The sequence below is a fragment of the Terrabacter sp. P2_E3 genome (assembly GCF_056403915.1).
In genome coordinates this window covers 103687-130422 of record NZ_JBFUEN010000008.1, presented here as the reverse complement: position 1 = coordinate 130422, position 26736 = coordinate 103687, and the positions used below count along the sequence as shown (strand labels likewise).

Genomic DNA, 26736 nt, shown 5'->3' with positions numbered 1-26736 from the left:
TCGTTCGAGAGGAGCCGGTGAGCAAGAGTGTCCGCCGACCCAGCACTGCGTCGCGAGATCCCCGACGCAACCGTCGCGCGGCTTCCCGAGTACCTCCGAACGCTCTCGCGCCTCGCTGAGGACGGCGTCCTGTCGGTCTCGTCGGAAGAGCTCGCGGCCGAGGTCGGAGTGCGCTCGGCGCAGCTGCGCAAGGACCTCAGCCACCTCGGCTCCTACGGTGTCCGCGGCGTGGGCTACGACGTCGAGACGCTCGCCCTCGAGATCTCCCGCGCCCTCGGTCTGACCGAGGACTGGCCCGTCGCCATCGTCGGGATGGGCAACCTCGGGCACGCGCTCGCCTCCTACTCCGGCTTCGTCACCAAGGGCTTCCGCATCGTCGGTCTCTACGACGACGACCCCGCGCTCGCCGACGAGAAGATCGTCGGGGTGGCGATCCGCCCGCTCGCCGAGCTCACCGAGCACCACGCCGTCGATCCCATCGCCATCGGCGTCATCGCGACGCCGGCCCCCGCCGCCCAGGCCGTCTGCGACGCCCTCGTCGGCGCGGGCATCAGCTCGATCCTCAACTTCGCGCCCGCGGTGCTCTCCGTCCCGAGCGGTGTGGACGTACGCCGGGTCGACCTCTCGACCGAGCTGCAGATCCTCGCCTTCCACGCCCAGCGCAAGTCGCTGGCCGCGGGTGACCTCCGGTCGGCGGTGGCCGCCCCATGAGCCTTCTCGTCATCGGCCTGTCCCACCACACCGCCCCGCTGTCGGTGCTCGAGGCGCTCTCGGAGCGTCCCGGCCGTGCCGAGGCCATCGCCGCCTCCGTGCTCAGCTCGGCCACGGCCACCGAGGCCGTCGTGCTCTCCACGTGCAACCGCCTCGAGGTCTACGCGTCGGTGCCGGCCTTCCACCCCGCCGTCGCCGCCATCGGTGAGGCGCTCGCCCTCGCTGCCGGGGTCGAGGAGCCCGAGGGGGCGCGCCGCGTCGCCGACCTGCCGCCGGGCGACCCGGCCGACGCCCTCGCCGACCGTGCCGAGGCCCTCGCCGACCACCTCTACGTGCGCTACGACGACGCCGCCGTCGCCCACGCCTTCACCGTCGCCTGCGGGCTCGACTCGATGGCCGTCGGCGAGGCCCAGATCCTCGGCCAGATGCGCGACTCGCTCGCCGGGGCCCAGAGCCGGGGTCAGGTGGGGGAGTCGCTCAACGCGCTCTTCCAGGGCGCCCTGCGCGTCGGCAAGCGCGCCCACACCGAGACCGACATCGACCAGCACAGCGTCTCGCTCGTGCAGATCGCGCTCGAGGAGGCGGCCGCGGTCCTCGGCCCGCTCGAGGATGTCGCCGCCGCGGTCGTCGGGGCCGGTGGCATGAGCGGCCTCGCCGCCGCGACCGTCCGCCGCCAGGGCATCGGGTCCCTCACCATCGTCAACCGCACGCCCGAGCGTGCCGAGCGCCTCGCGGCCACGACGTCCGGCGTGGCCCGTCCCTGGGACGACCTGACCGACGTCCTCGCCGAGAGCGACCTCGTCGTCACGTGCACCGGGGCGGTCGGCCACGTCATCACGGCCGACATGCTGGCCGCGAGCGCGAGCCGCCGCGGGGGTCGACCCCAGGTCGTCGTCGACCTGGCCCTCCCGCGCGACGTCGAGCCCGTCGTCTCCTGGCCGCACGCCGTCCCGGGCGTCTCGCTCGTCGACCTCCAGTCGCTGGGACTCCTGCTCGAGGGCCGCGCCGACACGACCCAGGTCGTCCGCGTGCGCGAGCTCGTCACCGGTGAGGTCGCCGACTACCTGACGCGCCGCATGGAGAAGTCCGTGGCGCCCACCGTCGCCGCGCTGCGCGCGCGTGCCGCCGCCCTCGTCGCGACCGAGATGGAGCGGCTCGACCAGCGGCTGCCCGGCCTCGACGAGGCCACCCGTGCCGAGGTCGGCCTCGCCGTGCACCGCATCGTCGAGAAGTTGCTCCACACGCCGACCATGCGGGTCAAGGAGTTCGCGATGGAAGGCAGCGGCGACGACTACGCCGCCGCCCTGCGCGAGCTCTTCGACCTCGAGCCCAAGGACGTCGCCAACGTGTCCACGCCGCCGAAGCGGGCCCAGCCATGACCGCCCTGCGTCTCGGCACGCGCCGATCGGCCCTCGCCACCACCCAGTCCGGGTGGGTGGCCGACCGCCTCCGCGAGGCCGGCCACGAGGTCGAGCTCGTCGAGATCACGACCGAGGGCGACGTCTCGGGCGAGCTGCTCACCGCGATCGGTGGCACCGGCGTCTTCGCCGCGGCCATCCGACGAGCCCTGCTCGACGGTCGCATCGACGTCGCCGTGCACTCGCTCAAGGACCTCCCGACGGCGCCCGAGCCGGGTCTCGTCGTCGCCGCCGTGCCGGTGCGCGAGGACAGCCGCGACGTGCTCGTGGCGCGCGACGGGCTGACGCTCGGCGAGCTGCCCGCCGGTTCCGTCGTCGGCACCGGCTCGCCGCGTCGCACGGCACAGATCGCGGCGCTCGGGCTCGGCATCGAGATCCGGCCGATCCGCGGAAACGTCGACACCAGAATCGGATTCGTCTCCTCGGGTGCGCTCGACGCCGTCGTGCTGGCGCGCGCCGGTCTCGCCCGGCTCGGCCGTCTCGACGAGGCCACCGAGGTCATCGACCCGATCCAGGTGCTGCCGGCACCGGGTCAGGGCGCCCTCGCCGTCGAGTGCCGGTCCGACCGCGACGACGTCGTGGCCGCAGTCTCCGTCCTCGACGACCCCGACACGCGAGCCTGCGTCGAGGCCGAGCGCTCGCTGCTCGCGACGCTCGAGGCCGGTTGCACCGCACCCGTCGGGGCGCTCGCCGAGGTCGTCGAGGGCGACGACGGCCTCGAGCTGTCGCTGCGTGCCTTCGCCGGCGCGGAGGACGGCACCGCCCCGCTGCGCCGCTCGCTCGTCGGGCCCTACGACGAGCCGGTGGTTCTCGGCTCGCGCCTCGCCCGGATCCTGCTGGAGGACGGCGCCGCCGACCTCCAGGTCGCCACGTCAGCTGGACCTGTCCCAGACCACGCCCCACACCAACCGGAGCAAGTTTCGTGACTCCTTCCCGCCAGCCGTCAGAGCAGACGGACTCGACTCCCACCCACGCGACGACGCCGGCGTGTGTCGCCTTCGTCGGCTCCGGACCGGGCGATCCCGGCCTCATGACGCTGCGCGGCCGCGACCTGCTCGCCGCCGCCGACGTCGTGATCCTCGACCGGATCGCCCGCGACGACGTCGTGCTCGAGCACGCCCGCCCCGACGTCGAGATCATCGACGCCGGCCACGGCGAGCAGGGCCAGGAGCTCACCCACGCGGTGCGCGCCAAGCTCGTCGTCAAGGCCGCGAAGTCGGTCGCCCCCGGCGGTCTCGTCGTGCGCCTCATGGACGGTGACCCCGCGACCTTCAACGGCCTCGTCGAGGAGGTGCGTGCCTGCCGCAAGGCCGGCATCACCTACGACGTCGTGCCGGGGGTGTCGGCGCTCACCGCCGGGCCCACGTATGCCGGAGTGCCCCTGACCTCGAAGTCGACCGGGGCCGTCCACGTCGTCGGCGTCGACCGCTCCGGCGTCGACTGGTCCGCCTACGCGGCCGACACCGACACCCTCGTGCTGCTCGGCGGCACCGAGGGCATCCGGGCCGCCCTCGCTGCGCTGCGCGCTGCAGGACGTCCGGCGGACGCCCTCGTGGCGCTGACGGCATACGGCACCACCGTGCGCCAGTCCTCCGTCGCGACGACCCTCGGCGACGCCGACGGGATCTTCGGTGGCAAGGAGCCGCTGCAGGTGTCGCTCGCCGTCGTGTCTCCCAACGTCGGGCTGCGTGACGAGTTCTCGTGGTTCGAGTCCAAGCCGCTCTTCGGCTGGAAGGTGCTCGTGCCGCGCACCCAGGCCCAGGCCGGCTCGATGGTCGACCGGCTCGCCGGCTACGGCGCGACGGCCGACGTCGTGCCGACCATCTCCGTCGAGCCGCCGCGCACGCCGCAGCAGATGGAGAAGGCCGTCAAGGGCCTCGTCACCGGACGCTACGAGTGGGTCGGCTTCACCTCGGTCAACGCCGTGCGCGCCGTGCGCGAGCGCTTCGAGGAGTTCGGGCTCGACGCCCGGGCCTTCGCGGGCCTCAAGGTCGCCGCGGTCGGTGGCGTCACCGCCGCCGCTCTCCGCGAGTGGGGCATCAACCCCGACCTCGTGCCCGCGGGCGAGCAGTCCGCTGCCGGGCTGCTCGAGTCGTGGCCGGAGTTCGACGAGGTCCTCGACCCGATCAACCGCGTGCTGCTGCCCCGCGCCGACATCGCGACCGAGACGCTCGTCGCCGGCCTGCGCGACATGGGCTGGGAGGTCGACGACGTCACGGCCTACCGGACGGTCCGCGCCGCCCCGCCGGCCGCGTCGATCCGCGACGCCATCAAGGGCGGCGACTACGACGCCGTGCTCTTCACGTCGAGCTCGACCGTGCGCAACCTCGTCGGCATCGCCGGAAAGCCCCACGCCGCAACGGTCGTCGCATGCATCGGGCCTGCCACGGCCAAGACGGCGCAGGAGCACGGCCTCCGGGTCGACGTCCTCGCGCCCGAGGCCTCGGCCCTCAGCCTCGTCGACGCGCTCGCCGGCCACGGCGTCGGGCTCGCCGTCGCGGCGGCCGAGGCGGGCCAGTCGGTGCAGCGTCCCAGCGACAAGCGTCCGGCCTCGCGCCGCCGCGCCCGCTGAGACGAGGTCCCGGATGATCGAACGTCCCCGCCGCCTGCGCCAGACCCCCGTCCTGCGATCCCTCGTCGCCGAGACCCGGCTGCACCCGCGTGACCTCGTGCTGCCCGTCTTCGTCGGCGAGGGCCTGACGGAGCCGCGCCCGATCACGAGCATGCCGGGCGTCGACCAGCACACGCTCGAGAGCGTCGTCGAGGTCGCCCACCGCTGCGTCGCGGCCGGACTCGGCGGGATCATGCTCTTCGGGGTGCCGCAGGAGAAGGACGCGACCGGCTCGGGCGCCGTCGACCCCGACGGCATCCTCAACGTCGCCCTGCGTGCCGTCCGCGACGCCGTCGGTGACGACCTCGTCGTCATGGCCGACACGTGCCTCGACGAGTTCACCGACCACGGGCACTGCGGCGTGCTCGACGAGCACGGTCGCGTCGACAACGACGCCACCAACCTCCTCTACGCCGAGATGGCCGTCGCGCAGGCTCGCGCGGGCGCCCACGTCGTGGCGCCCTCCGGGATGATGGACGGGCAGGTCGCCGTCATCCGCGAGGCGCTCGACGCCGAAGGCCTCACCGACACCGTGATCCTCGCCTACTCCGCCAAGTACGCCTCGGCCTTCTTCGGGCCCTTCCGCGAGGCCGTCCAGTCGAGCCTGCAGGGCGACCGCCGCACCTACCAGCAGGACCCGGCCAACATCGTGGAGTCCCTCCGCGAGATCGACCTCGACATCGCCGAGGGCGCCGACATGGTCATGGTCAAGCCGGCGATGTCCTACCTCGACGTCGTCGCGGCCGCTGCCGAGCGGGCGTCGGTGCCGGTCGTGGCCTACCAGGTGTCGGGCGAGTACTCCATGATCCACGCGGCCGCGGCCAACGGCTGGATCGACCTCCGGAGCGCCGCGATCGAGTCCCTCACCTCGATCCGCCGCGCCGGTGCGCAGGTCGTGCTGACGTACTTCGCGCTCGACGTGGCCGAATGGACCGCCTGACACCACTACCATCTGTGCAATCGCAGGAGGTTGACATGTCAGGTACAGGGGATGACGGCGTGCGGTGGCTCAGTGACGCCGAGCAGGCGTCGTGGCGGGCCATCCTGCGCGGCACGAGGCTGCTCGAGCGCGCGCTCGACGACGCGCTCGGCGACGCCGGGTTGCAGCTGAGCGAGTACGAGATCATCTCGATGCTCTCCGAGAGCCCGAACCACCGGCTCCGGATGTCCGAGCTCGCGGCCATGGTCGTCCAGTCGCGCAGCCGGCTGACGCACACGGCGAAGCGGCTCGAGGACCGCGGCTGGGTGACGCGCGAGCAGTGTTCCGACGACAAGCGCGGCGTCGAGCTCGTCCTGACGACCGGTGGTCTGGCTGCGGTCGGCGACATCGCGCGCGTCCACGTGCAGAGCGTGCGCGCCAACCTCGTCGACATCATGACGGCGACGCAGTTCACGGCGATCGGCGACGCCATGGCCATCGTGCGTGACCACCTCGACCCGAACGGCACGAGCGGCCACTGACGACCCGGCGGGGCGCACCCAGCATCGGTTGAGAGACTGGGTGCATGAGCTCGCAGCCCGTCACCGTCCAGACGACCACCGACGCCCCGGCGTCCGCCGCGCTCCTGGCACGGGCCAGCGAGGTGATCCCCGGTGGGGTCAACTCGCCGGTGCGCGCCTTCCGGGCGGTCGGCGGCACGCCGCGCTTCATGGCGAGCGGGACCGGTCCGTGGCTGACCGACGTCGACGGCAAGCGCTACGTCGACCTGATCTGCTCGTGGGGCCCGATGATCCTCGGCCACGCGCATCCCGACGTCCTCGCCGCCGTGACCGAGGCGGCCGCTCACGGCTTCTCGTTCGGCACGCCCAGCGAGAACGAGGTGCGCCTCGCCGAGGAGATCGTCCGGCGGGTCGAGCCCGTCGAGCAGGTGCGCCTCGTCAACTCCGGCACCGAGGCGACGATGTCGGCCATCCGCCTCGCCCGCGGCTTCACCGGCCGCGACGTCATCGTCAAGTTCGCCGGCTGCTACCACGGTCACGTCGACGCCCTCCTCGCCTCGGCGGGCTCGGGTGTCGCGACCTTCGCCCTCCCCGACTCCGCCGGTGTGCCGCGCTCGAGCGCCGGCGAGACGATCGTCTTGCCCTACAACGACGTCCCGGCCCTCGAGGCCGCGTTCGCCGAGCGCGGCCACGAGATCGCCGCCGTCATCACGGAGGCCGCGGCCGGCAACATGGGCGTCGTCCCGCCGGCTCCCGGCTTCACCGAGGCACTGCTCCGCGTCACCAGGGCGCACGGCGCCCTCCTCGTCTCCGACGAGGTGATGACGGGCTTCCGGTGCAGCGCGTCAGGCTTCTACGGCCTCGAGGGACCCTATGCCGCAGGGGCGCCCGACCTCTTCACCTTCGGCAAGGTGATGGGCGGCGGCTTCCCGACCGCGGCCTTCGGCGGTCGTGCCGACGTCATGGCGCTCCTCGCCCCGCAGGGGCCCGTCTACCAGGCCGGCACGCTGTCCGGTAACCCCGTCGCCTCCGCTGCCGGCCTCGCGACGCTCCAGGGCTGCACGCCTGCCGTGTACGAGCGCCTCGACGTCGTCTCGCACGCGATCGCCGACGCCGTCGCGAGCGAGCTCTCCGCGGCCTCGGTGCCGCACAGGATCCAGTGGGCCGGCTCGATGTTCTCGGTCTTCTTCCGCGACGGGGCCGTCGCCAACTACGACGACGCCAGGGACCAGGACAGCGACGCCTTCCGCCGGTTCTTCCACTCGATGCTGAGCCAGGGCGTGCACCTCCCGCCGAGCGCCTTCGAGTCGTGGTTCGTCTCGGCCTCGCACGACGACGAGGCCGTCGACCACGTGCTCGCGGCCCTACCGGCCGCAGCGCGGGCCGCCGCGACCTCGGACTGACCTGCGGACCGCCGACCCGGCGCCTCGCGCGACCCCGGTTCGAGGTGATCGCGGCCGCCACGGGCCAGCCCGCGATCACCTCGAACGGGCGTGGGGACCGGGCGACACGGCATACGGCAAGCGGGGATTGTGGGCTCGACCCACGAGGAGGACGCTGGTCGGTGACGGCGGCGCCGTCGGGGTGCCGCCCCGACCGAGGGAGGTGGGGTCGTGCACGCACGCTCCACGACGGTCCTGGGCCGTCCCGGCATGATCGAGAGCGGCATCGCACACGTGCAGGACGTGGTGATGCCGCAGGTCAGGGCGATGGACGGCTGCGTGGGCCTGTCCATGGTCGCCGACCGCATCAGCGGCCAGTGCATCGTCACGACGGCCTGGCGTGACGATGCCGCGATGCGCGCCACCGCCGACACCGTCGTCCCGCTCCGACGGCAGGCGGCCGACCTGCTCGGCGGTGAGGCCACCGTCGAGGAGTGGGAGATCGCCTACCTCCACCGTGACCACCGCGTGGCCGACGGCTGCGCCGCCCGGGTGACGTGGACCGACGGCGACCCGGCCATGGTCGACCGGATGCTCGACGCCTTCCGGATGGGCATCATGCCGCGGGTCGAGCAGCTCGAGGGCTTCTGCAGCGCCAGCCTCTTCGTCGACCGGGCCGCGGGACGGACGTGCGTCACCGCGACGTACGACTCACCGCAGGCGATGATGGCGACCCGCAACGCGGCGATGGGCCTGCGGGCCGACCTCGTGCAGGAGACCGGCATGAGGATCACCCAGATCGGCGAGTTCTCCCTCGCCATCGCGCACCTCGACGTGCCCGAACTCGTCTGACGCCGGTCGTCCGGGCGCTAGTGGACGGCGGCGAGGAGCACCCCGACGCCGACGAAGAGCCCGCCGAAGACGCGGTTGAGCGTGCGCTGGCCCGACTCGCGCTGGGTCAGCCGCCCCAGCCCGCGTGCCGCCGCGGCGAAGAAGAACCACATGACGATGACGTCGATGGCGATCACCGTCGCGGCGAGCACGGCGTACTGCGGCAGCAGGGGCTGCTCCGGCCGGATGAACTGCGGCGTGAACGCGAGGAAGAAGACGACGGCCTTCGGGTTGGTGAGGTTGACGAGCAGACCGCGGCGGAACATCGACCACGCCGGCTCCCGCTGCACCTCACCCACCCGTGCCGCCGCGGCGCGCGACCGGAACTGGCGGATCCCGAGGTAGACGAGGTAGGCGGCGCCGGCATACCGGATGAGGTTGAAGAGCACCGGTGAGCCCGCGACGAGGACGCCGACGCCGGCGGCCACGACGGCGATGTGCGCGAGCAGCGCGACCTGCTGGCCGAGGATGCCCCAGATCGAGCGGGTCCAGCCGGACCCGAGCGAGTTGGCCATCGTGTTGACGGCGCCGGCCCCGGGGGTGAAGGAGATGAGCGCGCCCGTCGCGACGAGCGTCAGCCAGAGTGACCACGACACGTCACGGAGTGTAGGTCGGCCCCCGTCCGTGGCGCCGGTCGTCCCACGGACGGCGTGACCTCGGCCACCGGTGTCGGGGACCGCCACCGACGGCGTACGCGTGGGGCCATGTCAGCGGGGCACCGCTCAGTGTCGCTGCACGTCACAGGGGGTGCACAGGCTCGGATGCGGATTCGGTCCTGAGCACGACGTTTGAGAGACTGTCGCCCATGGGTGAGAGCACGAGCGGGGTGGCGCCGGGCGCCGACGACCTCACGGTCGTGCACCTCATGCGACACGGTGAGGTCCACAACCCCGACGGCGTGCTCTACGGGCGCCTCGACGGCTTCCACCTCTCCGATCTCGGCCGGGAGATGGCGTGTCTCGTCGCGGCCCACCTCCGAGCCAACGACATCACCCACGTCGTCGCCTCACCGCTCGAACGCGCCCAGGAGACCGCGGCCCCCATCGCGGTCGACCACGACGTCGAGATCGCCACCGACACACGCGTCATCGAGTCCGAGAACCAGTTCGAGGGCCGGTCGGTCAGCCCCAAGGACCTGCTCCACCCGCGCAACTGGCACCTCTTCCGCGACATCACGAAGCCCTCCTGGGGCGAGCCCTACGAGGACATCGCGACCCGCATGCTCGCGGCCGTCGCCGACGCGCGCGACGCCGCCCGCGGACACGAGGCCGTCGTCGTGAGCCACCAGCTGCCGGTCTGGACCGTGCGCAACAAGCTCGAGGGACGGCGCCTCTGGCACGACCCGCGCAAGCGCGAGTGCACGCTCGCCTCGCTGACGTCGCTGACCTACCGGGGCGACGAGCTCGCCTCGATCACGTACTCCGAGCCGGCCGCCGAGCTGCTCGCGAGGGCGAGCAAGAGCGTGGGCGCCTGATGGACCACCTCGACCGACGCACCGCACTGCGGTGGGGCGCCGTGGCCATGGCCGGGGGCCTCGTGACGTTCGCGGCCGCCTGCTCGTCCGACCCGAACTCCGTTGCGGACCAAGCCCGCTCGGGTGACCGCAAGGGCTACGTCGCCGGCGACGGCTCCATCGAGCAGCTGCCCGCCACCGACCGCGGCGAGCCGGTGAAGCTCGACGGCACGACCCTCGAGGGCAAGCCGTGGAGCAGCGCCGAGCGCGCCGGCACGGTCCTCGTCGTCAACGTCTGGGGCTCGTGGTGCCCACCCTGCATCGAGGAGACGCCCGCGCTGCAGAAGGCCTGGGAGACCGTGCAGTCGAAGGGCAAGAAGGTCGAGTTCATCGGCCTCGACAAGCTCGAGGGCCCCGAGACCGGGCTCGCCTTCCAGACCGCCAACAAGGTGACCTACCCGTCGCTGGCCTACGACGGCGGCGTCCCGATCCTCTCCCTCCAGGGCAAGGCCTCCGCCACCCCGACGACGCTCGTGCTCGACCACCGGGCCCGCATCGCGGCGCGTGTCTCCGGTCCTGTCTCGACGACGACCCTGCTCGGCCTCATCGACGACGTCCTCGCCGAGAAGGCCTGAGGTCCTCGTGGGTACCGAGCTCGCCTCCGGGTCACTCCTCGCCGCGGGGCTCGTCGCCCTCGTGGCCGGGTTCGTCTCGTTCGCCTCACCGTGCGTGCTGCCCCTCGTGCCCGGCTTCCTCGGCTACGTCACCGGTCTGTCCGACGTGTCGCTGGAGAAGCGGTCGCGCGGACGGCTCGTCGTCGGGGCGCTGCTCTTCGTCCTCGGCTTCACGGTCGTCTTCCTCATCGCGGCCGCTGCCGTTTCTGCCGTCGGCCTCGCCTTCCGCGAGCACCAGAGCGCGCTGCTGCGCGTCGGCGGTGCCGTGGTCCTGCTCATGGGTCTGCTCTTCCTCGGGCTCGGCCGCTCGTATGCCGCCCCGGTGAGCTGGCGACCGCGTGCCGGACTCGCGGGGGCACCGTTGCTCGGCGCCGCCTTCGCCATCGGCTGGTCGCCGTGCATGGGCCCGACGCTCGGGGCCATCCAGGCCATGGCTGCTCCGATCTCGGCCGAGTCCGGCTCGATCGGACGCGGCCTCGCGCTCGCCGCCGTCTACTCGATCGGGCTGGGTCTGCCGTTCGTGCTCATGGCGGCGCTGTGGGAGCGCGCCGGCACGGCGAGCGACTGGCTGCGTCGGCACCGCCGCGCCCTCCAGAACGTCGGCGGCCTGCTCCTCGTCGCCGTGGGCCTGCTCATGCTGACCGGGGTCTGGGAGGACGTCATCGTCTGGCTCCAGGTGCGGCTCGTCAACGGCTTCCGGGTGGCGATCTGACATGAGCACCGACACCGACCCCGCCACCGGCGAGGCCACCGCCACGGCCGACACGTCCGTCGACGCGGCCGCAACCCGGAAGGCCACGGCCGGCGCGACGCCCAGCGACGGCATACGCACGGGGATGCGTCCCGACCGCCAGGAGCCGACGCTTCCCACCCTCGGCGCGATCGGGATGCTCCGCTGGGGCTGGCGCCAGCTGACGAGCATGCGCACGGCGCTCTTCCTGCTCCTGCTGCTCTCCATCGCCGCCGTCCCGGGCTCGATCTTCCCGCAACGCAACATCGACGCCGGCCGGGTCGCCGACTACATCGCCCAGAACCCGACGAGCTCGCCGTGGCTCGACAAGCTCGGCTTCTTCGACGTCTACGCGTCGCCGTGGTTCTCGGCGATCTACCTGCTGCTCTTCGTCTCCCTCGTCGGCTGCATCGTGCCGCGCACGAAGGTGCACCTGTCGGCCCTGCGCTCGCGGCCGCCGCGCGCCCCCGCCCGGCTCAAGCGTCTCGACGAGCACGCCGAGATCACGACGACCCTCTCGCCCGACGAGGCGCTTTCGGCCGCGCGGGCCGTGTTGAAGCGCAAGCGGTTCCGGCTGCACTCGCACGACGCGACGAGCGTCTCCGCCGAGTCCGGCTACCTCCGCGAGACCGGCAACCTGCTCTTCCACCTGGCCCTGACCGGCATCATCATCGGCATGGCGGTCGGCCACCTGCTCGGCTGGCGCGGCGACATCATCCTCGCCGAGGGCGACAAGTTCGCGTCGTCCGCGGGCACCTACAACACGATCTCGCCCGGCCCGTGGGTCGACACCGAGACGCTGCCGCCCTTCGTCCTCTCGCTCGACAAGCTCCACGTCGAGTTCAACGAGACGCCCGGCCGCTCGTTCGGCACGCCGCGCCTCTTCGACGCGCAGACGACGCTGCAGAGCTCGCCCGGCGCCCCGAAGAGCAGCGAGAACGTCTCGGTCAACCACCCGATCACCGTCGACGGCGCCGACATCTTCCTGCTCGGCAACGGCTACACGCCCGTCATCACGGTCAAGGACGCCAAGGGCTCCGTGCTCTACCGCGAGGCGACGCCGTTCCTGCCGCAGGACGGCAACTACCGCTCGGTCGGCGTCATCAAGGTGCCGTCGGCCTCGCCGAAGCAGCTCGGCTTCACCGGCTTCTTCCTGCCGACCGCCGAGCCGAGCTTCACCAACGGGCCGGTGTCGATCTTCCCCGACACCAACAACCCCGAGGTGGCGCTCTCGGTCTGGGAGGGAAACCTCTTCCCGGGTGGCGCGCCGCAGTCGGTCTACACGCTCAACACCGACGAGATGAAGCAGGTCACCAAGGCCGACGGCTCGCCCGCGCTGATCCGCCTCAAGCCCGGCCAGACCTACCAGCTCCCGGGCGACCGCGGCTCGATCACCTTCGACAGCGTCAAGCGCTTCGCCGGCCTGTCCGTGCGCACCGACCCCGGCGCCCCGATCAGCCTCGTCTGCGCGATCCTCGCGACGCTCGGCCTGATCCTCGGGCTCACGATCAAGCGCCGCCGCGTCTTCGTCCGCGTGCGGCCGGCCCCCGCCACCACGGGCGACGGCCCCGACGGCGGCACGCTCGACAGCCCTGCCGGCGCCGACGGGCGACCGGCTACCGTGGTCACCATCGGTGGCCTCTCGAAGGACTCCGACCCCGGGCTCGCCGCGATCGTCTCCGCGATCACGACCGGCGTGCACGACCGCCTTGCAGAACGGACCGACCGCTCGTGAACCTCGCAGCCAACGCCAACGCCGCGCTCTACGCGTCGATGATCGTCTACACGCTCGCCATGCTCGCCTTCACCTGGCACCTGGCCGCGCGAGCACCGAAGGTGGCCGACTCGAAGGCCGTCGCCGAGTCCCGTGCCGAGGTCGCCGCCAACGAGCGCGAGGGCGTCCTCGTCGGTGCCGGCGCCCCGACCCCGGCCGAGCGACGTCCGGCAACGCCGTACGCTGCCGGGCCGGGTTTCGAGGAGAGCCTCAAGAGCCGCCAGCGGGGCAGCATCGCCCTGATGCTCACCTACCTCGCGTCGGCGCTGCTCGTCGCGTCGGTGCTCATGCGCGGCCTCGCCGTGGGCCGCCCGCCGTGGGGCAACATGTTCGAGTTCGCGACGGCCGCCACGGCGGCGGTCGGTGCCGCCTACAGCGTGCTCGCCAAGCGCAACAACTGGCAGTGGCTCGGCGTCTTCATCGTCACGCCCATCCTCCTCGTCCTCGGTCTCGCCCTGACGGTGCTCTACACCGAGGCCGGCGAGCTCATGCCGGCCCTCAAGTCCTACTGGCTCGGCATCCACGTCTCCGTGGCCTTCCTCGCCGTCGCCTTCTTCACGCTGGCCTTCGCGGTCGGCCTGCTCTACCTCGTGCGCCTGCGCCGTGAGGAGAAGCCGCCGGCCAAGCCGAACTTCATCGAGTCGCTGCCGTCGTCCGCCTCGCTCGAGCGGACGGCATACAGCCTCAACATGGTGGCCTTCATCCTCTGGACGTTCACGCTCATCGCGGGAGCCATCTGGGCCAAGCAGGCCTGGGGCGCCTACTGGCAGTGGGACCCCAAGGAGGTCTGGACCTTCGTCATCTGGACGGTCTACGCCGCCTACATGCACGGCCGCGCGACGGCCGGCGTCGACCACCGCAAGTCGATGTACATCGCGCTCGCGGGCTACGTCGCCGTCATCATCAACTTCACGCTGGTCAACCTCGTCTCGACCTTCGTGGGCATGCACAACTACTCGGGCATGTGACGGTGATCTGACATGGTCCGTTACTCCCTGCTCCGCATCCTCATCTTCTTCGGGTTCCTCTTCCTCTTCTGGCTCATCGGCCTGCGCAACAACCCCGTGCTCCTGCTCGGTGCCTCGGCGATCGCCTCGGCGGCCGCGTCCTACATCCTGCTGCGCGGCATGCGCGACGAGATCACGGCCAAGCTCGTCGAGCGCCACGAGGCCAAGCTCGAGGCGAAGCACGCGGTCGACCCGACGAGCGACGAGTTCGCCGAGGACCTCGAGGACGAGCGCCCGCTCCGCGACGCCGACACCACGGGTGCCGCGGCCACCGAGGACCCCCGCAACGCCGACCGCTGAGCGCCGACATCCACTCGAGTGAGCGCCCAACCACAGTCGAGTGAGTACGCCGTCACACCGGTCCCACGATCGTGTGACGGAGCGCTCAGTCGAGTGGGACGGGGCGCTCACTCGAGTGGGCGGGGTGGGTCAGGTGGGGAGGCCGAAGCGGGTGGCGATGCGGGTGGCCGTGGCCGTGGCGTCGTCCCCGACGCCGAAGAGCAGGGACGAGCGGCGCCGGCGCAGGAAGTGGACGCCGACGAAGTGCAGGTCGGGCGCCACGACGCTCTCGCCGTCGACGTGCACGGGGAACCCCTGCTCGTCGACGAGCCCGGGGACGTCGACCCACTCGGTGTAGCGCGACCGGAAGCCCGTGGCCACGACGACCGCTCCGAAGCCCCGCAGGTCGAGCTCGGTGGGCGCCGACGTGTCGAGAGGGCCCGGCTCGGGGATCTCGGGTGCCGGCATCCCGCGCTCCCGGCACCCGGCGACGATGGTGTCGCGCACGAACCCGAACCCGGCGTCGCCGGCGGCGATGACCTCGGGCAGGTCGGGCGCGAAGCGCGCCGTGTGGCCGTCGATGTCGACGAGGTGTCCCACGAGGCGCACGCCGAGCGCGGCGAGCGTCCGGTAGTGCAGGTCGTGACCGCCGCCGGCGCCGCTCGCCTGGACGTTGGCGCCGTGCCGCGCCGCAGGGCTCGGTAGCTGGTCGGGCGTCTGCTCGTAGAAGCTCGAGTCCATCAGCCACTCGAAGAGGTCGCGGCCGCCGACCCGCCGCAGGAACCACGGCGCCCTGCCGCACGCCATGACGACGTCCCGCCCCGACAGCGCGAGCTCCTCGGCGATCTGGCACGCGCTCTGTCCGCTGCCCACGACGAGCACCGCGCCGTCGGGCAGCGCGCCCGGGTTCCGGTAGCCGAGCACGTCGATGCACGGCACGTCCGGCGAGAGACCGGCGACCGCTGCCGGTCGGAGTGGCTGCTGGTAGGCGCCCGTCGCCACGACGACGATGCGGCTGCGGATCGTGTCGTCGTCGGTGCGCAGCTCGAACGCGCCGTCGCGTCTCCAGAGCCCGTGCACGGGGACCCCCTCGCGCACCCGACCGAGCCGGCCGGCATACGCCTGCAGGTGCCCGGCCACCTCCGTGCGGGTCATGAAGCCGCCGGGGTCGTCGCCGGCATAGGCGGCGCCCGGCAGGCGGACGGTGTGGTTGGGGCCGACGAGGGTGAAGCTGTCCCACCGGCCGAGCCACGACGACCCGGGCACGCTCGCCTCGAGGACGACGTGCTCGACGCCGCGCTGGTCGAGCTCGTGGCTCGTCGCGAGGCCCGCCTGCCCGGCCCCGATGACGACGACGTCGATCTCCTCGGACACGCGTCCACGGTGGCACCGGGACGTGGCTCCCGTCAGCCGAATGCCGAGGTATGCCGTCGCGCCCGGTCGCGAGGGATCACCTCGACCCGCTGCGGCGCAGCGGCTCAGCGGCTGGGCGGTTCACCGGCTCAGACGCGGCCGAGCGCCAGGCCGACGGCGAGCAGCAGCGACCAGGCGAGCTGGAACTGCCCCGTGCCGGCCAGGGCCGGGATGAGGCCGGGCCCCGTGGCGCGCCCGACGACGGCCTGCATCGGCCGCACGACGAGCGGCGCCGCGAGGAGCGCGAGCATGGCCCACGGCGAGGTGAGCGAGGCGAGGCCCGTCATGACGAAGGCGACGGCGATCAGCGCGACGTAGAAGGCCCGGGTCCCTGACTCGCCCATCCGCACGGCGAGCGTGCGCTTGCCGTGCTCGCGGTCGGTCGGGATGTCGCGCAGGTTGTTGGCGACGAGGATCGCCGAGGCGAGCGACCCGACGCCGATGGCGCCCCACCAGCCGGCGGCGGTGGGCGGCGTCATCGTCGCCATGGTGCCGAGGGTCGCGACGAGCCCGAAGAAGACGAAGACGAAGACCTCGCCGAGGCCGAGATAGCCGTAGGGCCGCGTGCCGCCGGTGTAGTACCAGGCCGCGACGATGGCGGCCGCGCCGATCGGGATCATGATCCACAGCTCCGACAGCCCGACGAGCGCGAGTCCCATGAGCGCGGCGAAGAAGAAGCACGCGAAGGCCGCGATCTTGACCGAGCGGGGTGCGGCGAGCCGCTGGCCCACGAGCCGCACCGGCCCGACGCGCACCTCATCGGTGCCGCGGATGCCGTCGGAGTAGTCGTTGGCGAAGTTGACCCCGACCTGCAGGGCCAGGGCGACGACGAGGGCGAGGACGGCGTACGCCCAGACGACGTGACCGGTCTGGTAGGCGGCACCAGTGCCGACGAGGATGGGCGAGACGGCGGCGGGCAGCGTGCGGGGGCGAGCGCCCTCGATCCACTGGGACAGGGTGGCCATGGAGTTCCGGAGGGTCCTTCTACAGCTTGCGGAGGAAGTCGGGGTCGTCGTCGGGGCCCATCGGGCCTCGGGGCCCGGGCGGCCGGCGGCCGGGCCCGCGCGACGCGGGACCGGGGCCGCCCCGGGCGTCGCTGCGCCCGGCGACGAGCCAGAAGACCGGGCCGAGCACGGGCACGAGCACCGCGATCAGCCAGACGGTCTTGGGCATGATCCGCACGAGCCGACGATCGGTCTGGAGGCAGTCGACCAGCGCGTAGATCGTGGCGAAGACGACGAGGGCGATCAGCACGACGCGCAGCACGGCGACCTCCTTCGGCGACGGGTGGGACACCCCCATCTTGCCACCGCTCAGCCGAGGCCCTGCACGGCGCGTCGGATGGCGGCCCGATCGGGTTTGCCGGGCCCGCGCTGAGGGATCTCGGCGAGCACGAGGACCCGGCGCGGCAGCGCCGCGTCGGGGAGGATGCCGCGCAGCCTCTCGCGGACGGCGCGCGTCGTCAGGTGGCCGGTCGGGTCGACGAGCGTCACTGCGGCACAGACGGCCTCGCCCCACTCGGGGTCGGGGAGGCCGAGCACGACGACGTCGAGCACGTCGTCGAGGTGCCGGGTCATGGCGTCCTCGACGACTCCGGGGTTGATCTTGAGGCCCCCGGTGTTGATGACGTCGTCGGCGCGGCCGTCGATGACGAGCAGACCGTCGTCGTCGAAGTGGCCGAGGTCGTCGGTGCGGAACCACCGCACGCCGTCGGGGTCGACGGCGAAGGCGTCGCGGCTGAGGCGCGCCTCGCCGAGGTAGCCGTGTGCGACGGTGTCGCCGCCGAGCACGACGTGCCGGTCGTTGTCGACGTGGACCCTGCTGACGGGCAGCGGGATGCCGTCGTAGACGCAGCCGCCGGCCGTCTCGCTCATGCCGTACGTCAGGCTCAGCGCGACGCCCAGCGAGCGGCAGCGCTCGACGAGGGCGGGCGGCGTGGCCGCGCCGCCGACGAGCACCCCGTCGAAGGTGCGCAGGGCGTCGAGCCCGACGGGGTCGTCGACGAGACGGGACAGCTGCGTCGGCACGAGCGCGGTGTAGCGCCGGGGTGCCGCGCTCGTGGGCCGCACCAGGGCCGCGGCCTCCGCGAAGCCCGCGACCGAGAAGCCGTCGCGCAGGTCGAGCACCTCTGGCGTCACGCCCGAGGCGAGCGACCGGAGCAGGACCTGGAGCCCCGCCACGTGGTGGGCCGGCATGGCGAGCAGCCACGCGCCACTGCCGCCGAGCACCTGGTGGGTGGCCCACGCCGACCGCTCGAGGGCGTCCGCCGTCAGCAGCGCGCGCTTGGGCCGGCCGGTCGAGCCCGACGTGCCGATCGCGACCGCGAGACCGTCGGGGAGCTCGGCCGGGTCGTGGGACGGCACGGTCGGCGGCGGGGTGTCGGCGGCATACGGCAGCACGGGGGAGCGGCCGGTCAGGGCCGCCTCGAGGGCAGGCAGGACGCCGAGGACGGCGGGTCCGGCGGGGACCGCCAGCGGGCGGGGGGACGGCGCGGCCATCAGGCACGTCTCGCTCTCGGGGGTGCGGTGGGGGCGGCGCGCCGGCGCTGGCGCGCGGCCATGGCGACGGTCCAGACGAGCGCGACCGCGCAGACGGGGAAGCCGACGTAGGGGTTGAGCGGGAGCACGATGCCGAGGGTGCCGCCGACGACCCACAGCACCTGGAGCATCGTCTCGGACCAGGCGAAGACCGACGTGCGGACGTTCTCGGGCACCTCCCGCTGCACGAGCGCGTCGAAGCCCAGCTTGGACAGCTGCGCCGACATGCCCTGGACGAAGCCGAGCACGACGAGCGTCCACACGCCGTACCAGATGCCCGTCGCGACGCAGCAGACCGTCGCGGCGAGGACCGACACCATGGCGATGCGCTCGGGCCGCTGGTCGCGCACGACGTTGCCGACGACGCTGCCCATGCCGTTGCCGACCCCGATGGCGACCGCGATGAACGCGAGGACGAGCTCGCCGCGGATGCCGTCGATGGGGTGCTCCTTCGCGAGGAACGCCATGAAGAGGATGAGGAAGCCGGTGAGCACCCGGGTGCCACCCGTCGACCACATGGCGTGCATCACCGGCCAGGGGATCGCCTGCTTGCGCCGGCGGAAGCGGCCGAGGGGGCCCAGCGAGTCGACGGTGAGCGCGTCGCCGTCCGAGGGCGTATGCCGCCGGGCCGGGTCGTCGCCCCAGCCGCGCCGGGTGCCGCGGAGCGAGCCGGCCCCGGGTGCGCTCGCGTCGTCGTGCGCGCCTCGTACCGGGATCGGGGTCGTGTCCTCGATGGAGACCTCGCCGAGCGAGCTGTCGACACGCGCCGGGAGGCGGATCGCCTGGACGGTGGCGACGACGAAGACGACGAAGCCGACGCGGAGGGCCCAGGACGGTCCGGCGAGCATCGCCACCCCGCCCAGGGCGCCCCCGATGACCGCGCCGACGACTCCGGCCATCGAGACCCGGGAGTTCGCCTTGACGAGGGTCGTGCCCGGCGGCAGGAGCCGCGGGACGGCTGCCGCGCGCGTGATGGTGTAGGCCCGGGAGGCGACGAGGCACCCGAGCGCGGCGGGGAAGAGCCAGCTGCTGTCGTGGGTGATGGCCTCGGCGAGCACCCAGCAGAGGAAGGCCCGCACGGCGAGCGTCGTGCCGATGGCCCAGCGCCGGCCGTGCGAGAAGCGGTCGAGGAGCGGCCCGATGAGCGGCGCGACGAGGACGAAGGGCACCATCGTCAGCAGCAGGAACGTCGCGACGTCGCCGCGGGCCTGGGCCGTCTGCGGGTTGAAGAAGAGGGTGCCGGCCAGGGCCAGCGTCATGATCGTGTCGCCCGCGGTGTGGCTCGCGTGCAGCTCGGTCATCCGGGCCAGACCGCTCTCGCCGGCTCCGCCGGAGTGGGTGTACGCATGCGCCTTGGCGGCAGCGAAGCGACCCGAGCGTGCGGTCAGGCGAGCGGTGCCGGTGGCGGCCCGTCCGAGCCCGCGCCCGACGGCGCGCGTCGCGTTGGCCGCGGTCGTGCGCGGTGGCTGGCGGAAGTCCGCGGGCCGGCCGCCCTCGGGCACGTCCGGGGTCTCGGGTGCGGGAGGGGGAGCGGGAGGGGGTGCGGCCGATCCGTCGGTCCCGTGCGGGGCGCCTGCTGCGGCGCGACCACGTGGCGCGGAACCGGGCGCACGACGGCCAGGGCTGGCGCGGCGGTCGTCGCTCGGTTCCACTCCAACATCCTGCCCTGTCCCGCGGGCCGGCGGGCGACCGACACCGGCTTCGCCGCGGCCGGGACGTCCGTCCTCCGGAATGCCGGCGTCCACGCCGCCGCTGGGCCCTCCCGCGTGGTTACCCTCAGGGCGTGACGACCGTGCCGGACGAGGGACTGGCGGGGACCGGGGCCGGGGCCCGACGGCGCCCTCGCGCGCGGTTCACCGTCGTGCTCGGGGTCCTCTGGCTCGTCGTGCCGCTCGTGCTCTTCCTGCTCGACCACTCCGTCCTGCTGGCCGGCAACCCGGCCCAGGTCATCGCGCTCGCGGCGAGCGGTCTCATCGGCGTCGTGCTCCTCGTGCGGGACCGCTCGGAGCCGGACCCGCGACGTCGGACCGCGCGACCGGTGCTCCGTGTCGTCGGCCGGGTGGCCGGGGTCCTGGTCACGGTCGTCGTGCTCGGGGCGCTCGTCTGGCTACGGCCCTTCGGGGCGACCCCCGAGGCCGTGGCCGCGATGTCCGGCAGCGCCGACGTCCGCGTCATGGACGCGCCGGCCCACATCGTCATCGCGCCGACGAGCGGCACGCCGACCCGCGGCCTGATCTTCCAGCCTGGCGCCCGCGTCGACCCGCGGGCCTACGTGCCGATGCTGTCGGAGGTGAGCCGGCAGGGCGTCATCGTCTTCATCGTCAAGCAGCCGTTCGGCATCGGCTTCCTTGCCACGACGGCGCCCCACGCCTTCATCGACCGTCATCCCGAGGTGACGTCGTGGACGATCGCCGGGCACAGCCTCGGCGGCGTCGTCGCGGCCGGGTTCGCCCACGACCACCCCGGCGTCGTCAAGGGACTCGCGCTCTGGGCGTCCTATCCGGTCGACTCCATGGCCGAGCGCACCGACCTCGCCGTCGCCTCGGTGAGCGGCACCCGCGACGGCTTCACGACGCCCGCCGACATCGCGGCCAGCCGGCCGCTCCTGCCCGGCGACACGGCATACACCGCAGTCACGGGGGCCGTGCACTCCTACTTCGGTGACTACGGCGACCAGCCCGGGGACGGCACCCCGACGGTCAGTCGGGCCGAGGCGCAGCGCCAGATCGTGGCCGCCACCGTCGCCCTGGTCGATGGGCTCTGAGCGTCAGAAGTACCAGGGGAAGGGCGACCAGTCGGGCTCGCGCTTCTCGAGGAACTGGTCGCGGCCCTCCACGGCCTCGTCGGTCATGTAGGCCAGGCGCGTCGCCTCGCCGGCGAAGACCTGCTGGCCCATGAGCCCGTCGTCGGTGAGGTTGAAGGCGAACTTGAGCATCCGCTGCGCCTGCGGGCTCTTGCCCATGATCTCCGTCGCGACCTGCAGGGCCTCGCGCTCGAGGTCGGCGTGGTCGGCGACGATGTTGACGGCGCCCATCCGCTGCATGTCCTCGGCGGAGTAGGTGCGCCCGAGGAAGAAGATCTCGCGGGCGAACTTCTGGCCGACCATCTTGGCGAGGTAGGCGCTGCCGTAGCCGGCGTCGAACGAGCCGACGTCGGCGTCGGTCTGCTTGAAGCGGGCCTGCTCTCGGCTCGCGATCGTCAGGTCGCACACGACGTGGAGGGAGTGCCCGCCGCCGGCCGCCCAGCCGTTCACGACGGCGATGACGACCTTGGGCATGGTGCGGATGAGCCGCTGCACCTCGAGGATGTGGAGTCGCCCGCCCTGGGCCTTCGTGCGGGCCGCGTCGACGGTGTCGGCCGTCTCGCCCTCGGCGTACTGGTAGCCGGAGCGCCCGCGGATGCGCTGGTCGCCGCCCGAGCAGAAGGCCCACTTGCCGTCCTTGGGGCTCGGGCCGTTGCCGGTGAGCAGGACGACGCCGACGTCGGGCGTCATGCGGGCGTGGTCGAGCGCGCGGTAGAGCTCGTCGACGGTGTGCGGGCGGAAGGCGTTGAGCACCTCGGGCCGGTCGAAGGCGATGCGCACGACCCCCGACTCCGCGTGCGGGCGTCCGGCCACGGGCCGGCGCCGGTGGTAGGTGATGTCGGTCAGGTCGAAGCCCTCGACGGGTGCCCACTCACTCGGGTCGAAGGTCTCGGACACGGCGCTCTGGCCCGGCTCGCTGCTCACGGACCGACCCTATCGGCGGGGTTAGGGTCGGCCGTATGCCGATCCCTCCCTACGTCTCCCACCTGCGCACCATGGTCGGCACGGAGCTGCTCTGGATGCCCGGGGTCACGGCGGTCGTGCTCCGCACGGGCGCTGACGGCGCCGACGAGGTGCTGCTCGTCAAGCGCTCGGACAACGGCGCGTGGACGCCGGTCACCGGCATCGTCGACCCGGGCGAGGACCCGCACGTCACCGCCGTCCGAGAGGTCGAGGAGGAGGCGTGCGTCGTCGCCGAGGTCGAGCGGCTCGTCTGGGTCTCGGCGAGCGGCGTCGTGACGCACGTCAACGGCGACCTCGGGCAGTACCTCGACCACACCTTCCGTTGCCGCTGGGTCTCGGGCGAGCCCCGACCGGGTGACGACGAGTCGACCGACGCGCGGTTCTTCCCCCTCGACGCCCTCCCGCAGATGCGCCAGGTCTTCCGCGACCGCATCGCCGTGGCCGTCGACGACCCGCGCGACGTCGTCCTCGGCCCCCTCTCCCACTCGAGTGAGCGCCGCGCCCCAGTCGAGTGAGCGCCCCGTCCCGGCCGGCGGAGGTGACATCTGTCAGGGGGAGGCGCTGACAGAGGGACCGGGTCCGCCGGGCTTCGCAGGCCTACCGTCGAGGGAGTAGCGGGCCGACCGGTCCCGCGGACGGAGGAGACCGACGTGTTCTCGCCACGCAACCTCATCATCGCCGGAGTCGTGCTCATCGCCGTCGCGCTCGGTGCGTCCGGTCACGGCCTCTGGTGGCTCTTCGGGCTCTTCTGGGTGCTCCCTCACGCCGCCGGCCGCACCCGCGGCCACGCCTGTGGCAGTCGGGCCCGTCGCTCCCACGACCGCGGGCTCCCGCACGACGACCACGCCCCGACGCAGCCGGTCCCGGCGCAGCCCGACCCGACGCAGGACCGGCACGAGGCCTTCCCCGCCCGCTGAGCGCCGTCGGTGATGATGGAGGCATGACGACGCTGCCTCCTGCCGACGAGCTCCTCGCCCGGGCCCACGTCGTCGCCCTGCCGATGCGGGTGCGCTTCCGCGGCGTCGACGTGCGCGAGGCCCTGCTCCTCGAAGGGCCCTCGGGCTGGGGTGAGTTCAGCCCTTTCGTCGAGTACGCCGATCGCGAGTCCGCGCGCTGGCTGTCCGCGGCCCTCGAGGCGGCGTATGCCGTGTGGCCCGCTCCCGTGCGCGACGCCGTGGGGGTCAACGCGACCGTGCCGGCCGTCGGCCCCGACCGGGTGCCGGAGGTCCTGGCGCGCTTCGACGGGTGCACGACGGCGAAGGTGAAGGTCGCCGAGCGTGGCCAGACGCTCGACGACGACATCGACCGGGTCGCGGCAGTCCGGTCCGCGATGGGTCCGTCGGGGCGCATCCGGGTCGATGCCAACGGAGGGTGGGACGTCGCGACCGCCACGGAGGCGCTGCGGCGGCTCACGGCATACGACCTCGAGTACGCCGAGCAGCCCTGTGCCAGCGTCGAGGACCTCGTCGAGCTGCGAACCGCCTTGGCACGCAACGGGATCGATGTGCTCATCGCGGCCGACGAGTCGATCCGCAAGGCCGAGGACCCGATCCGTGTGGCCCGGCTCGGTGCCGCGGACCTCGTCGTCGTCAAGGTCGCACCCCTCGGTGGTGTGGCGTCGGCGCTCGGTGTCGTCGAGGCGTGCGGGCTGCCCGCCGTCGTGTCGTCGGCGCTCGACACGAGCGTCGGCATCGCTGCGGGGGTGGCCCTCGCCGCGGCGCTGCCGTCGCTCGACCACGCGTGCGGTCTCGGCACGGTGGGTCTCTTCGAGCGCGACGTCTCGGCGGACCCGTGGCGTCCGTCGGGCGGTCTCCTGGGGGTCGGTCGTGCCGTGGCGGACCCCGACGCGCTCGCGGACCTCGCGGCCCCGCCTGACCGGCAACAGTGGTGGCGTGACCGGCTCGTGCGCTGCCACACCGTGCTCGCCGAGGGGAGCCCCCGATGATCCAGGCCTGCCTCAACGGTGACCGCACCCGCGGCCAGCACCGCACGGTGCCGCAGACGCCCGACGAGCTCGCCCGCGCCGCGGCCGACGCCGTGGCGGCGGGTGCCGTCATGGTGCACGTGCACCCGCGTGACGAGTCCGGCCGCGAGACGCTCGAGACCCGGCACGTCGTCGACGCCGTCAGCGCGATCCGGGCTGCGACGCCGGGGCTCCGCATCAGCGTCTCGACGCGCGACGGCATCGTCGACAGCGCCCGCCGCAAGCTCGCCCACGTGTCGGAGTGGCCGTCGCCGGACCTCGGCGGCCCGGACTGCGCGAGCGTGAACTGGCACGAGGAGGGCGCCGTGGACGTCGCGGCAGCCCTGCGCGACAACGGATCCGGCGTCGAGGCGGGGATCTGGACGCCCATGGCGGCCAGCCGCTACGTGGGGACGAACTGGCCCTGGCAGGTCGAGCGGGTGCTCGTCGAGCTCATCCCGGGTGTGACGCCCGGCTCCGACGGGCCGTGGGCGGCCGAGCGCATCCTCGCGGCGCTCGGCATGTCGCCGGTGCCGGTCCTCGTGCACGGTGAGGGGCGCTGGACCTGGCGGGTGCTGCGCTGGGCGCAGGCTGCGGGCTACGACGTGCGCATCGGCCTCGAGGACACCGTCCACCTGCCCGACGGGCGGGCGGCGCGTGACAGTGCCGAGCTCGTCGCAGCAGCGGTGCGGTCCGAGCCGGGCACGCCGTCCCAGTGGCCGGTCCCCGACGCCCCGGGCTGACCCGACGCCGGTCCGGTCAGCGGCGGTCGTCGCGGTGGGTCACGACCTGCTGAGCCAGCTCGCGCAGCCAGGCGGCCTCGGCCCGGCGGTCGGCCCGCGAGACGGGGACCTCGAGGACCCTGGTGCCAGAAGGGGACTCGGCGAGCGCCTCGGCAAGCCGGCCGAGGTCGTCGACGCGTTCGTATGCCGTGTGGTGCGCCGCGCACAAGGCCTCGAGGTCGGTGCCGTGCGGGGTCGCGAAGACGCGTTCGAAGGCACGCGCGTAGCGGCGGTCGCCCTGCTCGAGGGTGCTGAAGATCGCGCCCCCGTCGTCGCTGAGCACGACGAAGGTGAGGTCGGGCCGCCGCTGACCGCGACCCGTGAGCAGGCCGTTCGTGTCGTGGAGGAAGGTCAGGTCGCCGAGGTAGGCGATGCTGCGCGCGGCTCGTGGGCGACCGAGGGCGACGCCGACGGCCGTCGAGACCATGCCGTCGATGCCGGCGAGACCACGGTTGCCGACGACGAAGCGGTGCTCGAGCGGCGTCCACGGTGTGGCCATGACGTCGAGGTCGCGGACGGGGTTCGACGAGCCGACGACGAGCGTCGTGTCGGCGGCGACCGCGGCGCCCACGACAGCCGCGACGGCGAGTGGCGACAGGCCGCCGTCCCCGGGGGCTCGTGACGGATCTCCCTCGGGCGCAACGAGTCCCGCATCGATGAGGGCGCCGAGTCGCTGGTCGGCGCCACGCCAGGCGTCGAACCAGGCCGGGTCGTCGGCGGCCTCGACCCGTGGCACGACGTCGAGCACGCGCGCCACCCGGCCCGGGTCGGTGGCCACGCCGGCACGACCTCGGACGGACAGGACCTCGAGGCCCGGGTCGCTGATGAGGCTCGTGACGGGGCGGGACAGGGTCGGGTGGCCGACGACGACGACGCGCTCGACGTCCCCGCGCAGGTCGGTGGTGAGCAGCAGCCGCCCGGTGCGCAGGGCCTGCCGGCCGATGCGCGCCCCAGAGGTGGGCTCCGCGACGAGCGGCCAGCCCGCCGCCTCGGCGAGCAGGCGTGCGGCTGGTCCGGCGTCGTCACCGGCGACGACGACCGTGCGCGGCCCGAGCGGCAGCACCTCGCCGTCGGTCGGCACCGACACCGACGGCTCGGCGCCTCGTCCGGCCCGGCCCGCGCGCGCAACGTCCGCCGGGGCGGACTTGTCGTGGGTATCGGCTCCGGTGTCGCGTCGGAGGTCCGCCGGGGCGGAGTTGTGGTGGGGTTCGGCTCCGGTGTCCCGTCGGAGGTCCGCCGGGGCGGAGTTGTCGTGAGGTTCGGCTCCGGTGTCGCGTCCGAGGTCCGCCGGGGCGGAGTTGTGGTGGTCGATCGAGGTGGGGAGGGAGGGAGGAGAGGGCTCCTCGGCCGGGCGCTGCCACCACGTCGTTGGGTCGGCGTCCGAGGGCAGCAGGTCACCGTCGAGCTGGACGTTGAGCTGGGTCGGTCCGGGTCGCGAGCACGCCTGTGCCACGAGGCCGGCCAGCTCGTCGTCGGGCGTGGCCGCCGTCAGGTCGTGGCACGGCGCAAAGGTGCCGAAGATGCCGGCCTGGTCGGTCGTCTGGTTGGCGCCCGTGCCCCGCAGGTGGTCGGGCCGGTCGGCACTGACGACGACCAGCCGGCGCCCCGTGTGGTGCGCCTCCATGACCGCCGGGAGCAGGTTGCCGACGGCCGTGCCCGACGTCGTGACGACGGCGACCGGTCGGCGTGACCCGGTGGCGAGACCGAGCGCGAGGAAGCCCGCGGACCGCTCGTCGACGCGCACGTGCAGGCGCAGGTCGCCGGCCCGGTCGGCCGCGTCGAGGGCGAGGGCGAAGGGTGCCGATCGCGACCCCGGGGCCAGCACGACGTCGCGCACCCCACCGAGCCACAGCTGCTGGAGCACGTGCAGCGCGACCTCAGGCGCACTCCGACGAGCGGTCACCG

The 26736-nt window shown here is 73.2% G+C and carries 27 protein-coding genes; 19 read left to right on the top strand and 8 right to left on the bottom strand.

Annotated elements, in window-relative coordinates; translation table 11 throughout:
- Nucleotides 1–27: 27 nt before the first annotated feature.
- The 8 genes from AC1DW8_RS11945 (at nt 28) to AC1DW8_RS11910 (ending at nt 8414) form a co-directional block, all read left to right on the top strand.
- Nucleotides 28–711 (top strand): redox-sensing transcriptional repressor Rex, encoded by a 684-nt coding sequence (locus AC1DW8_RS11945; protein WP_020145048.1) that lies wholly within the window; start codon nt 28–30, stop codon nt 709–711.
- Nucleotides 708–2090 (top strand): glutamyl-tRNA reductase, encoded by a 1383-nt coding sequence (hemA, locus tag AC1DW8_RS11940; RefSeq protein WP_056773485.1) that lies wholly within the window; start codon nt 708–710, stop codon nt 2088–2090. Before AC1DW8_RS11945 ends, hemA begins: the two co-directional genes overlap by 4 nt.
- Nucleotides 2087–3055, top strand: coding sequence for a hydroxymethylbilane synthase (gene hemC, locus AC1DW8_RS11935; protein ID WP_056773483.1), 969 nt, complete (start codon nt 2087–2089; stop codon nt 3053–3055). The genes hemA and hemC overlap by 4 nt, the downstream gene beginning before the upstream one ends.
- Nucleotides 3052–4701 carry a bifunctional uroporphyrinogen-III C-methyltransferase/uroporphyrinogen-III synthase gene (locus tag AC1DW8_RS11930; RefSeq protein WP_056826406.1) on the top strand — a complete coding sequence of 550 codons (1650 nt, stop codon included), beginning with the start codon at nt 3052–3054 and terminating at the stop codon, nt 4699–4701. Before hemC ends, AC1DW8_RS11930 begins: the two co-directional genes overlap by 4 nt.
- Before the next feature lie 13 nt (nt 4702–4714).
- Nucleotides 4715–5680 carry a porphobilinogen synthase gene (hemB, locus tag AC1DW8_RS11925; protein ID WP_056773478.1) on the top strand — a complete coding sequence of 322 codons (966 nt, stop codon included), beginning with the start codon at nt 4715–4717 and terminating at the stop codon, nt 5678–5680.
- A gap of 35 nt (nt 5681–5715) precedes the next feature.
- Nucleotides 5716–6201 carry a MarR family winged helix-turn-helix transcriptional regulator gene (locus AC1DW8_RS11920; protein WP_056773476.1) on the top strand — a complete coding sequence of 162 codons (486 nt, stop codon included), beginning with the start codon at nt 5716–5718 and terminating at the stop codon, nt 6199–6201.
- 44 nt (nt 6202–6245) lie between these two features.
- Nucleotides 6246–7583, top strand: coding sequence for a glutamate-1-semialdehyde 2,1-aminomutase (gene hemL, locus AC1DW8_RS11915; protein ID WP_056826405.1), 1338 nt, complete (start codon nt 6246–6248; stop codon nt 7581–7583).
- Nucleotides 7584–7793: 210 nt separating this feature from the next.
- Nucleotides 7794–8414, top strand: coding sequence for a hypothetical protein (locus AC1DW8_RS11910; protein WP_056773470.1), 621 nt, complete (start codon nt 7794–7796; stop codon nt 8412–8414).
- Nucleotides 8415–8431: 17 nt separating this feature from the next.
- Here the strand turns inward: AC1DW8_RS11910 and AC1DW8_RS11905 are convergent, their stop codons facing one another.
- Nucleotides 8432–9049 (bottom strand): LysE family transporter, encoded by a 618-nt coding sequence (locus AC1DW8_RS11905; protein ID WP_056773467.1) that lies wholly within the window; start codon nt 9047–9049, stop codon nt 8432–8434.
- Between the two features lie 209 nt (nt 9050–9258).
- On the opposite strand from AC1DW8_RS11905, the gene AC1DW8_RS11900 reads away from it, so the two are divergent.
- Genes AC1DW8_RS11900 through AC1DW8_RS11875 form a run of 6 tightly spaced genes read left to right on the top strand, consistent with a single transcriptional unit; the run spans nt 9259 to nt 14391 of the window.
- Nucleotides 9259–9927: a histidine phosphatase family protein gene (locus AC1DW8_RS11900; protein ID WP_056773464.1), complete on the top strand. Its 669-nt coding sequence runs from the start codon at nt 9259–9261 to the stop codon at nt 9925–9927.
- A complete protein-coding gene (locus AC1DW8_RS11895; RefSeq protein ID WP_056773459.1) occupies nt 9927–10541 on the top strand; it encodes a TlpA family protein disulfide reductase in 615 nt (204 codons plus the stop codon). The genes AC1DW8_RS11900 and AC1DW8_RS11895 overlap by 1 nt, the downstream gene beginning before the upstream one ends.
- A 7-nt stretch (nt 10542–10548) precedes the next feature.
- Nucleotides 10549–11292 carry a cytochrome c biogenesis CcdA family protein gene (locus tag AC1DW8_RS11890; RefSeq protein WP_056773456.1) on the top strand — a complete coding sequence of 248 codons (744 nt, stop codon included), beginning with the start codon at nt 10549–10551 and terminating at the stop codon, nt 11290–11292.
- A 1-nt stretch (nt 11293) separates the two neighbouring features.
- Nucleotides 11294–13045 (top strand): cytochrome c biogenesis protein ResB, encoded by a 1752-nt coding sequence (resB, locus tag AC1DW8_RS11885; protein ID WP_478094202.1) that lies wholly within the window; start codon nt 11294–11296, stop codon nt 13043–13045.
- Nucleotides 13042–14052 carry a c-type cytochrome biogenesis protein CcsB gene (gene ccsB / locus AC1DW8_RS11880; RefSeq protein ID WP_056773453.1) on the top strand — a complete coding sequence of 337 codons (1011 nt, stop codon included), beginning with the start codon at nt 13042–13044 and terminating at the stop codon, nt 14050–14052. Before resB ends, ccsB begins: the two co-directional genes overlap by 4 nt.
- A 12-nt stretch (nt 14053–14064) precedes the next feature.
- Nucleotides 14065–14391: a DUF4229 domain-containing protein gene (locus AC1DW8_RS11875; RefSeq protein ID WP_056773450.1), complete on the top strand. Its 327-nt coding sequence runs from the start codon at nt 14065–14067 to the stop codon at nt 14389–14391.
- A 129-nt stretch (nt 14392–14520) separates the two neighbouring features.
- Here the strand turns inward: AC1DW8_RS11875 and AC1DW8_RS11870 are convergent, their stop codons facing one another.
- The 5 genes from AC1DW8_RS11870 to AC1DW8_RS11850 all read right to left on the bottom strand — a co-directional run bounded on the left by AC1DW8_RS11870 (nt 14521) and on the right by AC1DW8_RS11850 (nt 19822).
- The gene (locus AC1DW8_RS11870; protein WP_478094200.1) at nt 14521–15744 is read right to left on the bottom strand and encodes a flavin-containing monooxygenase; all 1224 of its coding nucleotides are present in this window, start codon (nt 15742–15744) and stop codon (nt 14521–14523) included.
- A gap of 128 nt (nt 15745–15872) precedes the next feature.
- A complete protein-coding gene (locus tag AC1DW8_RS11865) occupies nt 15873–16748 on the bottom strand; it encodes a 1,4-dihydroxy-2-naphthoate polyprenyltransferase (RefSeq protein WP_478094198.1) in 876 nt (291 codons plus the stop codon).
- 19 nt (nt 16749–16767) lie between these two features.
- Entirely contained in the window at nt 16768–17085 is a 318-nt protein-coding gene (locus AC1DW8_RS11860) for a PLD nuclease N-terminal domain-containing protein (protein WP_056826394.1), read from the bottom strand.
- A gap of 11 nt (nt 17086–17096) precedes the next feature.
- Nucleotides 17097–18281 (bottom strand): o-succinylbenzoate--CoA ligase, encoded by a 1185-nt coding sequence (gene menE / locus AC1DW8_RS11855; RefSeq protein ID WP_056781571.1) that lies wholly within the window; start codon nt 18279–18281, stop codon nt 17097–17099.
- Nucleotides 18281–19822 (bottom strand): MFS transporter, encoded by a 1542-nt coding sequence (locus AC1DW8_RS11850; RefSeq protein ID WP_056826390.1) that lies wholly within the window; start codon nt 19820–19822, stop codon nt 18281–18283. Before AC1DW8_RS11850 ends, menE begins: the two co-directional genes overlap by 1 nt.
- A 281-nt stretch (nt 19823–20103) precedes the next feature.
- On the opposite strand from AC1DW8_RS11850, the gene AC1DW8_RS11845 reads away from it, so the two are divergent.
- Nucleotides 20104–21084, top strand: coding sequence for an alpha/beta hydrolase (locus AC1DW8_RS11845; RefSeq protein ID WP_478094195.1), 981 nt, complete (start codon nt 20104–20106; stop codon nt 21082–21084).
- Nucleotides 21085–21087: 3 nt separating this feature from the next.
- Here the strand turns inward: AC1DW8_RS11845 and AC1DW8_RS11840 are convergent, their stop codons facing one another.
- Nucleotides 21088–22047 (bottom strand): 1,4-dihydroxy-2-naphthoyl-CoA synthase, encoded by a 960-nt coding sequence (locus AC1DW8_RS11840; RefSeq protein WP_056781566.1) that lies wholly within the window; start codon nt 22045–22047, stop codon nt 21088–21090.
- A gap of 35 nt (nt 22048–22082) precedes the next feature.
- Between AC1DW8_RS11840 and AC1DW8_RS11835 the strand changes: the two genes are divergently transcribed.
- From AC1DW8_RS11835 to AC1DW8_RS11820, 4 genes are all read left to right on the top strand, one after another.
- A complete protein-coding gene (locus AC1DW8_RS11835; RefSeq protein WP_478094193.1) occupies nt 22083–22601 on the top strand; it encodes an NUDIX hydrolase in 519 nt (172 codons plus the stop codon).
- 135 nt (nt 22602–22736) lie between these two features.
- Complete coding sequence (locus AC1DW8_RS11830; RefSeq protein WP_478094191.1) at nt 22737–23003, top strand: hypothetical protein; 267 nt, start codon at nt 22737–22739, stop codon at nt 23001–23003.
- Between the two features lie 23 nt (nt 23004–23026).
- Nucleotides 23027–24031 carry an o-succinylbenzoate synthase gene (locus tag AC1DW8_RS11825; RefSeq protein ID WP_478094189.1) on the top strand — a complete coding sequence of 335 codons (1005 nt, stop codon included), beginning with the start codon at nt 23027–23029 and terminating at the stop codon, nt 24029–24031.
- A complete protein-coding gene (locus tag AC1DW8_RS11820) occupies nt 24028–24792 on the top strand; it encodes a 3-keto-5-aminohexanoate cleavage protein (RefSeq protein WP_478094187.1) in 765 nt (254 codons plus the stop codon). The genes AC1DW8_RS11825 and AC1DW8_RS11820 overlap by 4 nt, the downstream gene beginning before the upstream one ends.
- A 16-nt stretch (nt 24793–24808) precedes the next feature.
- Here AC1DW8_RS11820 and menD read toward each other — a convergent pair whose 3' ends face one another.
- A complete protein-coding gene (menD, locus tag AC1DW8_RS11815; protein WP_478094185.1) occupies nt 24809–26734 on the bottom strand; it encodes a 2-succinyl-5-enolpyruvyl-6-hydroxy-3-cyclohexene-1-carboxylate synthase in 1926 nt (641 codons plus the stop codon).
- Nucleotides 26735–26736: the final 2 nt, after the last annotated feature.

What these genes read in the sequence shown, in the direction of transcription:
- resB (WP_478094202.1), top strand. Translation starts at nt 11,294, where the DNA reads ATGAGCACCGACACCGACCCCGCCACCGGCGAGGCCACCGCCACGGCC.
- menE (WP_056781571.1), bottom strand. Translation starts at nt 18,281, where the DNA reads ATGGCCGCGCCGTCCCCCCGCCCGCTGGCGGTCCCCGCCGGACCCGCC.
- hemL (WP_056826405.1), top strand. Translation starts at nt 6,246, where the DNA reads ATGAGCTCGCAGCCCGTCACCGTCCAGACGACCACCGACGCCCCGGCG.
- AC1DW8_RS11825 (WP_478094189.1), top strand. Translation starts at nt 23,027, where the DNA reads ATGACGACGCTGCCTCCTGCCGACGAGCTCCTCGCCCGGGCCCACGTC.
- AC1DW8_RS11895 (WP_056773459.1), top strand. Translation starts at nt 9,927, where the DNA reads ATGGACCACCTCGACCGACGCACCGCACTGCGGTGGGGCGCCGTGGCC.
- hemC (WP_056773483.1), top strand. Translation starts at nt 2,087, where the DNA reads ATGACCGCCCTGCGTCTCGGCACGCGCCGATCGGCCCTCGCCACCACC.
- AC1DW8_RS11835 (WP_478094193.1), top strand. Translation starts at nt 22,083, where the DNA reads ATGCCGATCCCTCCCTACGTCTCCCACCTGCGCACCATGGTCGGCACG.
- AC1DW8_RS11900 (WP_056773464.1), top strand. Translation starts at nt 9,259, where the DNA reads ATGGGTGAGAGCACGAGCGGGGTGGCGCCGGGCGCCGACGACCTCACG.
- AC1DW8_RS11920 (WP_056773476.1), top strand. Translation starts at nt 5,716, where the DNA reads ATGTCAGGTACAGGGGATGACGGCGTGCGGTGGCTCAGTGACGCCGAG.
- AC1DW8_RS11860 (WP_056826394.1), bottom strand. Translation starts at nt 17,085, where the DNA reads ATGGGGGTGTCCCACCCGTCGCCGAAGGAGGTCGCCGTGCTGCGCGTC.
- hemA (WP_056773485.1), top strand. Translation starts at nt 708, where the DNA reads ATGAGCCTTCTCGTCATCGGCCTGTCCCACCACACCGCCCCGCTGTCG.
- AC1DW8_RS11820 (WP_478094187.1), top strand. Translation starts at nt 24,028, where the DNA reads ATGATCCAGGCCTGCCTCAACGGTGACCGCACCCGCGGCCAGCACCGC.
- AC1DW8_RS11865 (WP_478094198.1), bottom strand. Translation starts at nt 16,748, where the DNA reads ATGGCCACCCTGTCCCAGTGGATCGAGGGCGCTCGCCCCCGCACGCTG.
- AC1DW8_RS11875 (WP_056773450.1), top strand. Translation starts at nt 14,065, where the DNA reads ATGGTCCGTTACTCCCTGCTCCGCATCCTCATCTTCTTCGGGTTCCTC.
- hemB (WP_056773478.1), top strand. Translation starts at nt 4,715, where the DNA reads ATGATCGAACGTCCCCGCCGCCTGCGCCAGACCCCCGTCCTGCGATCC.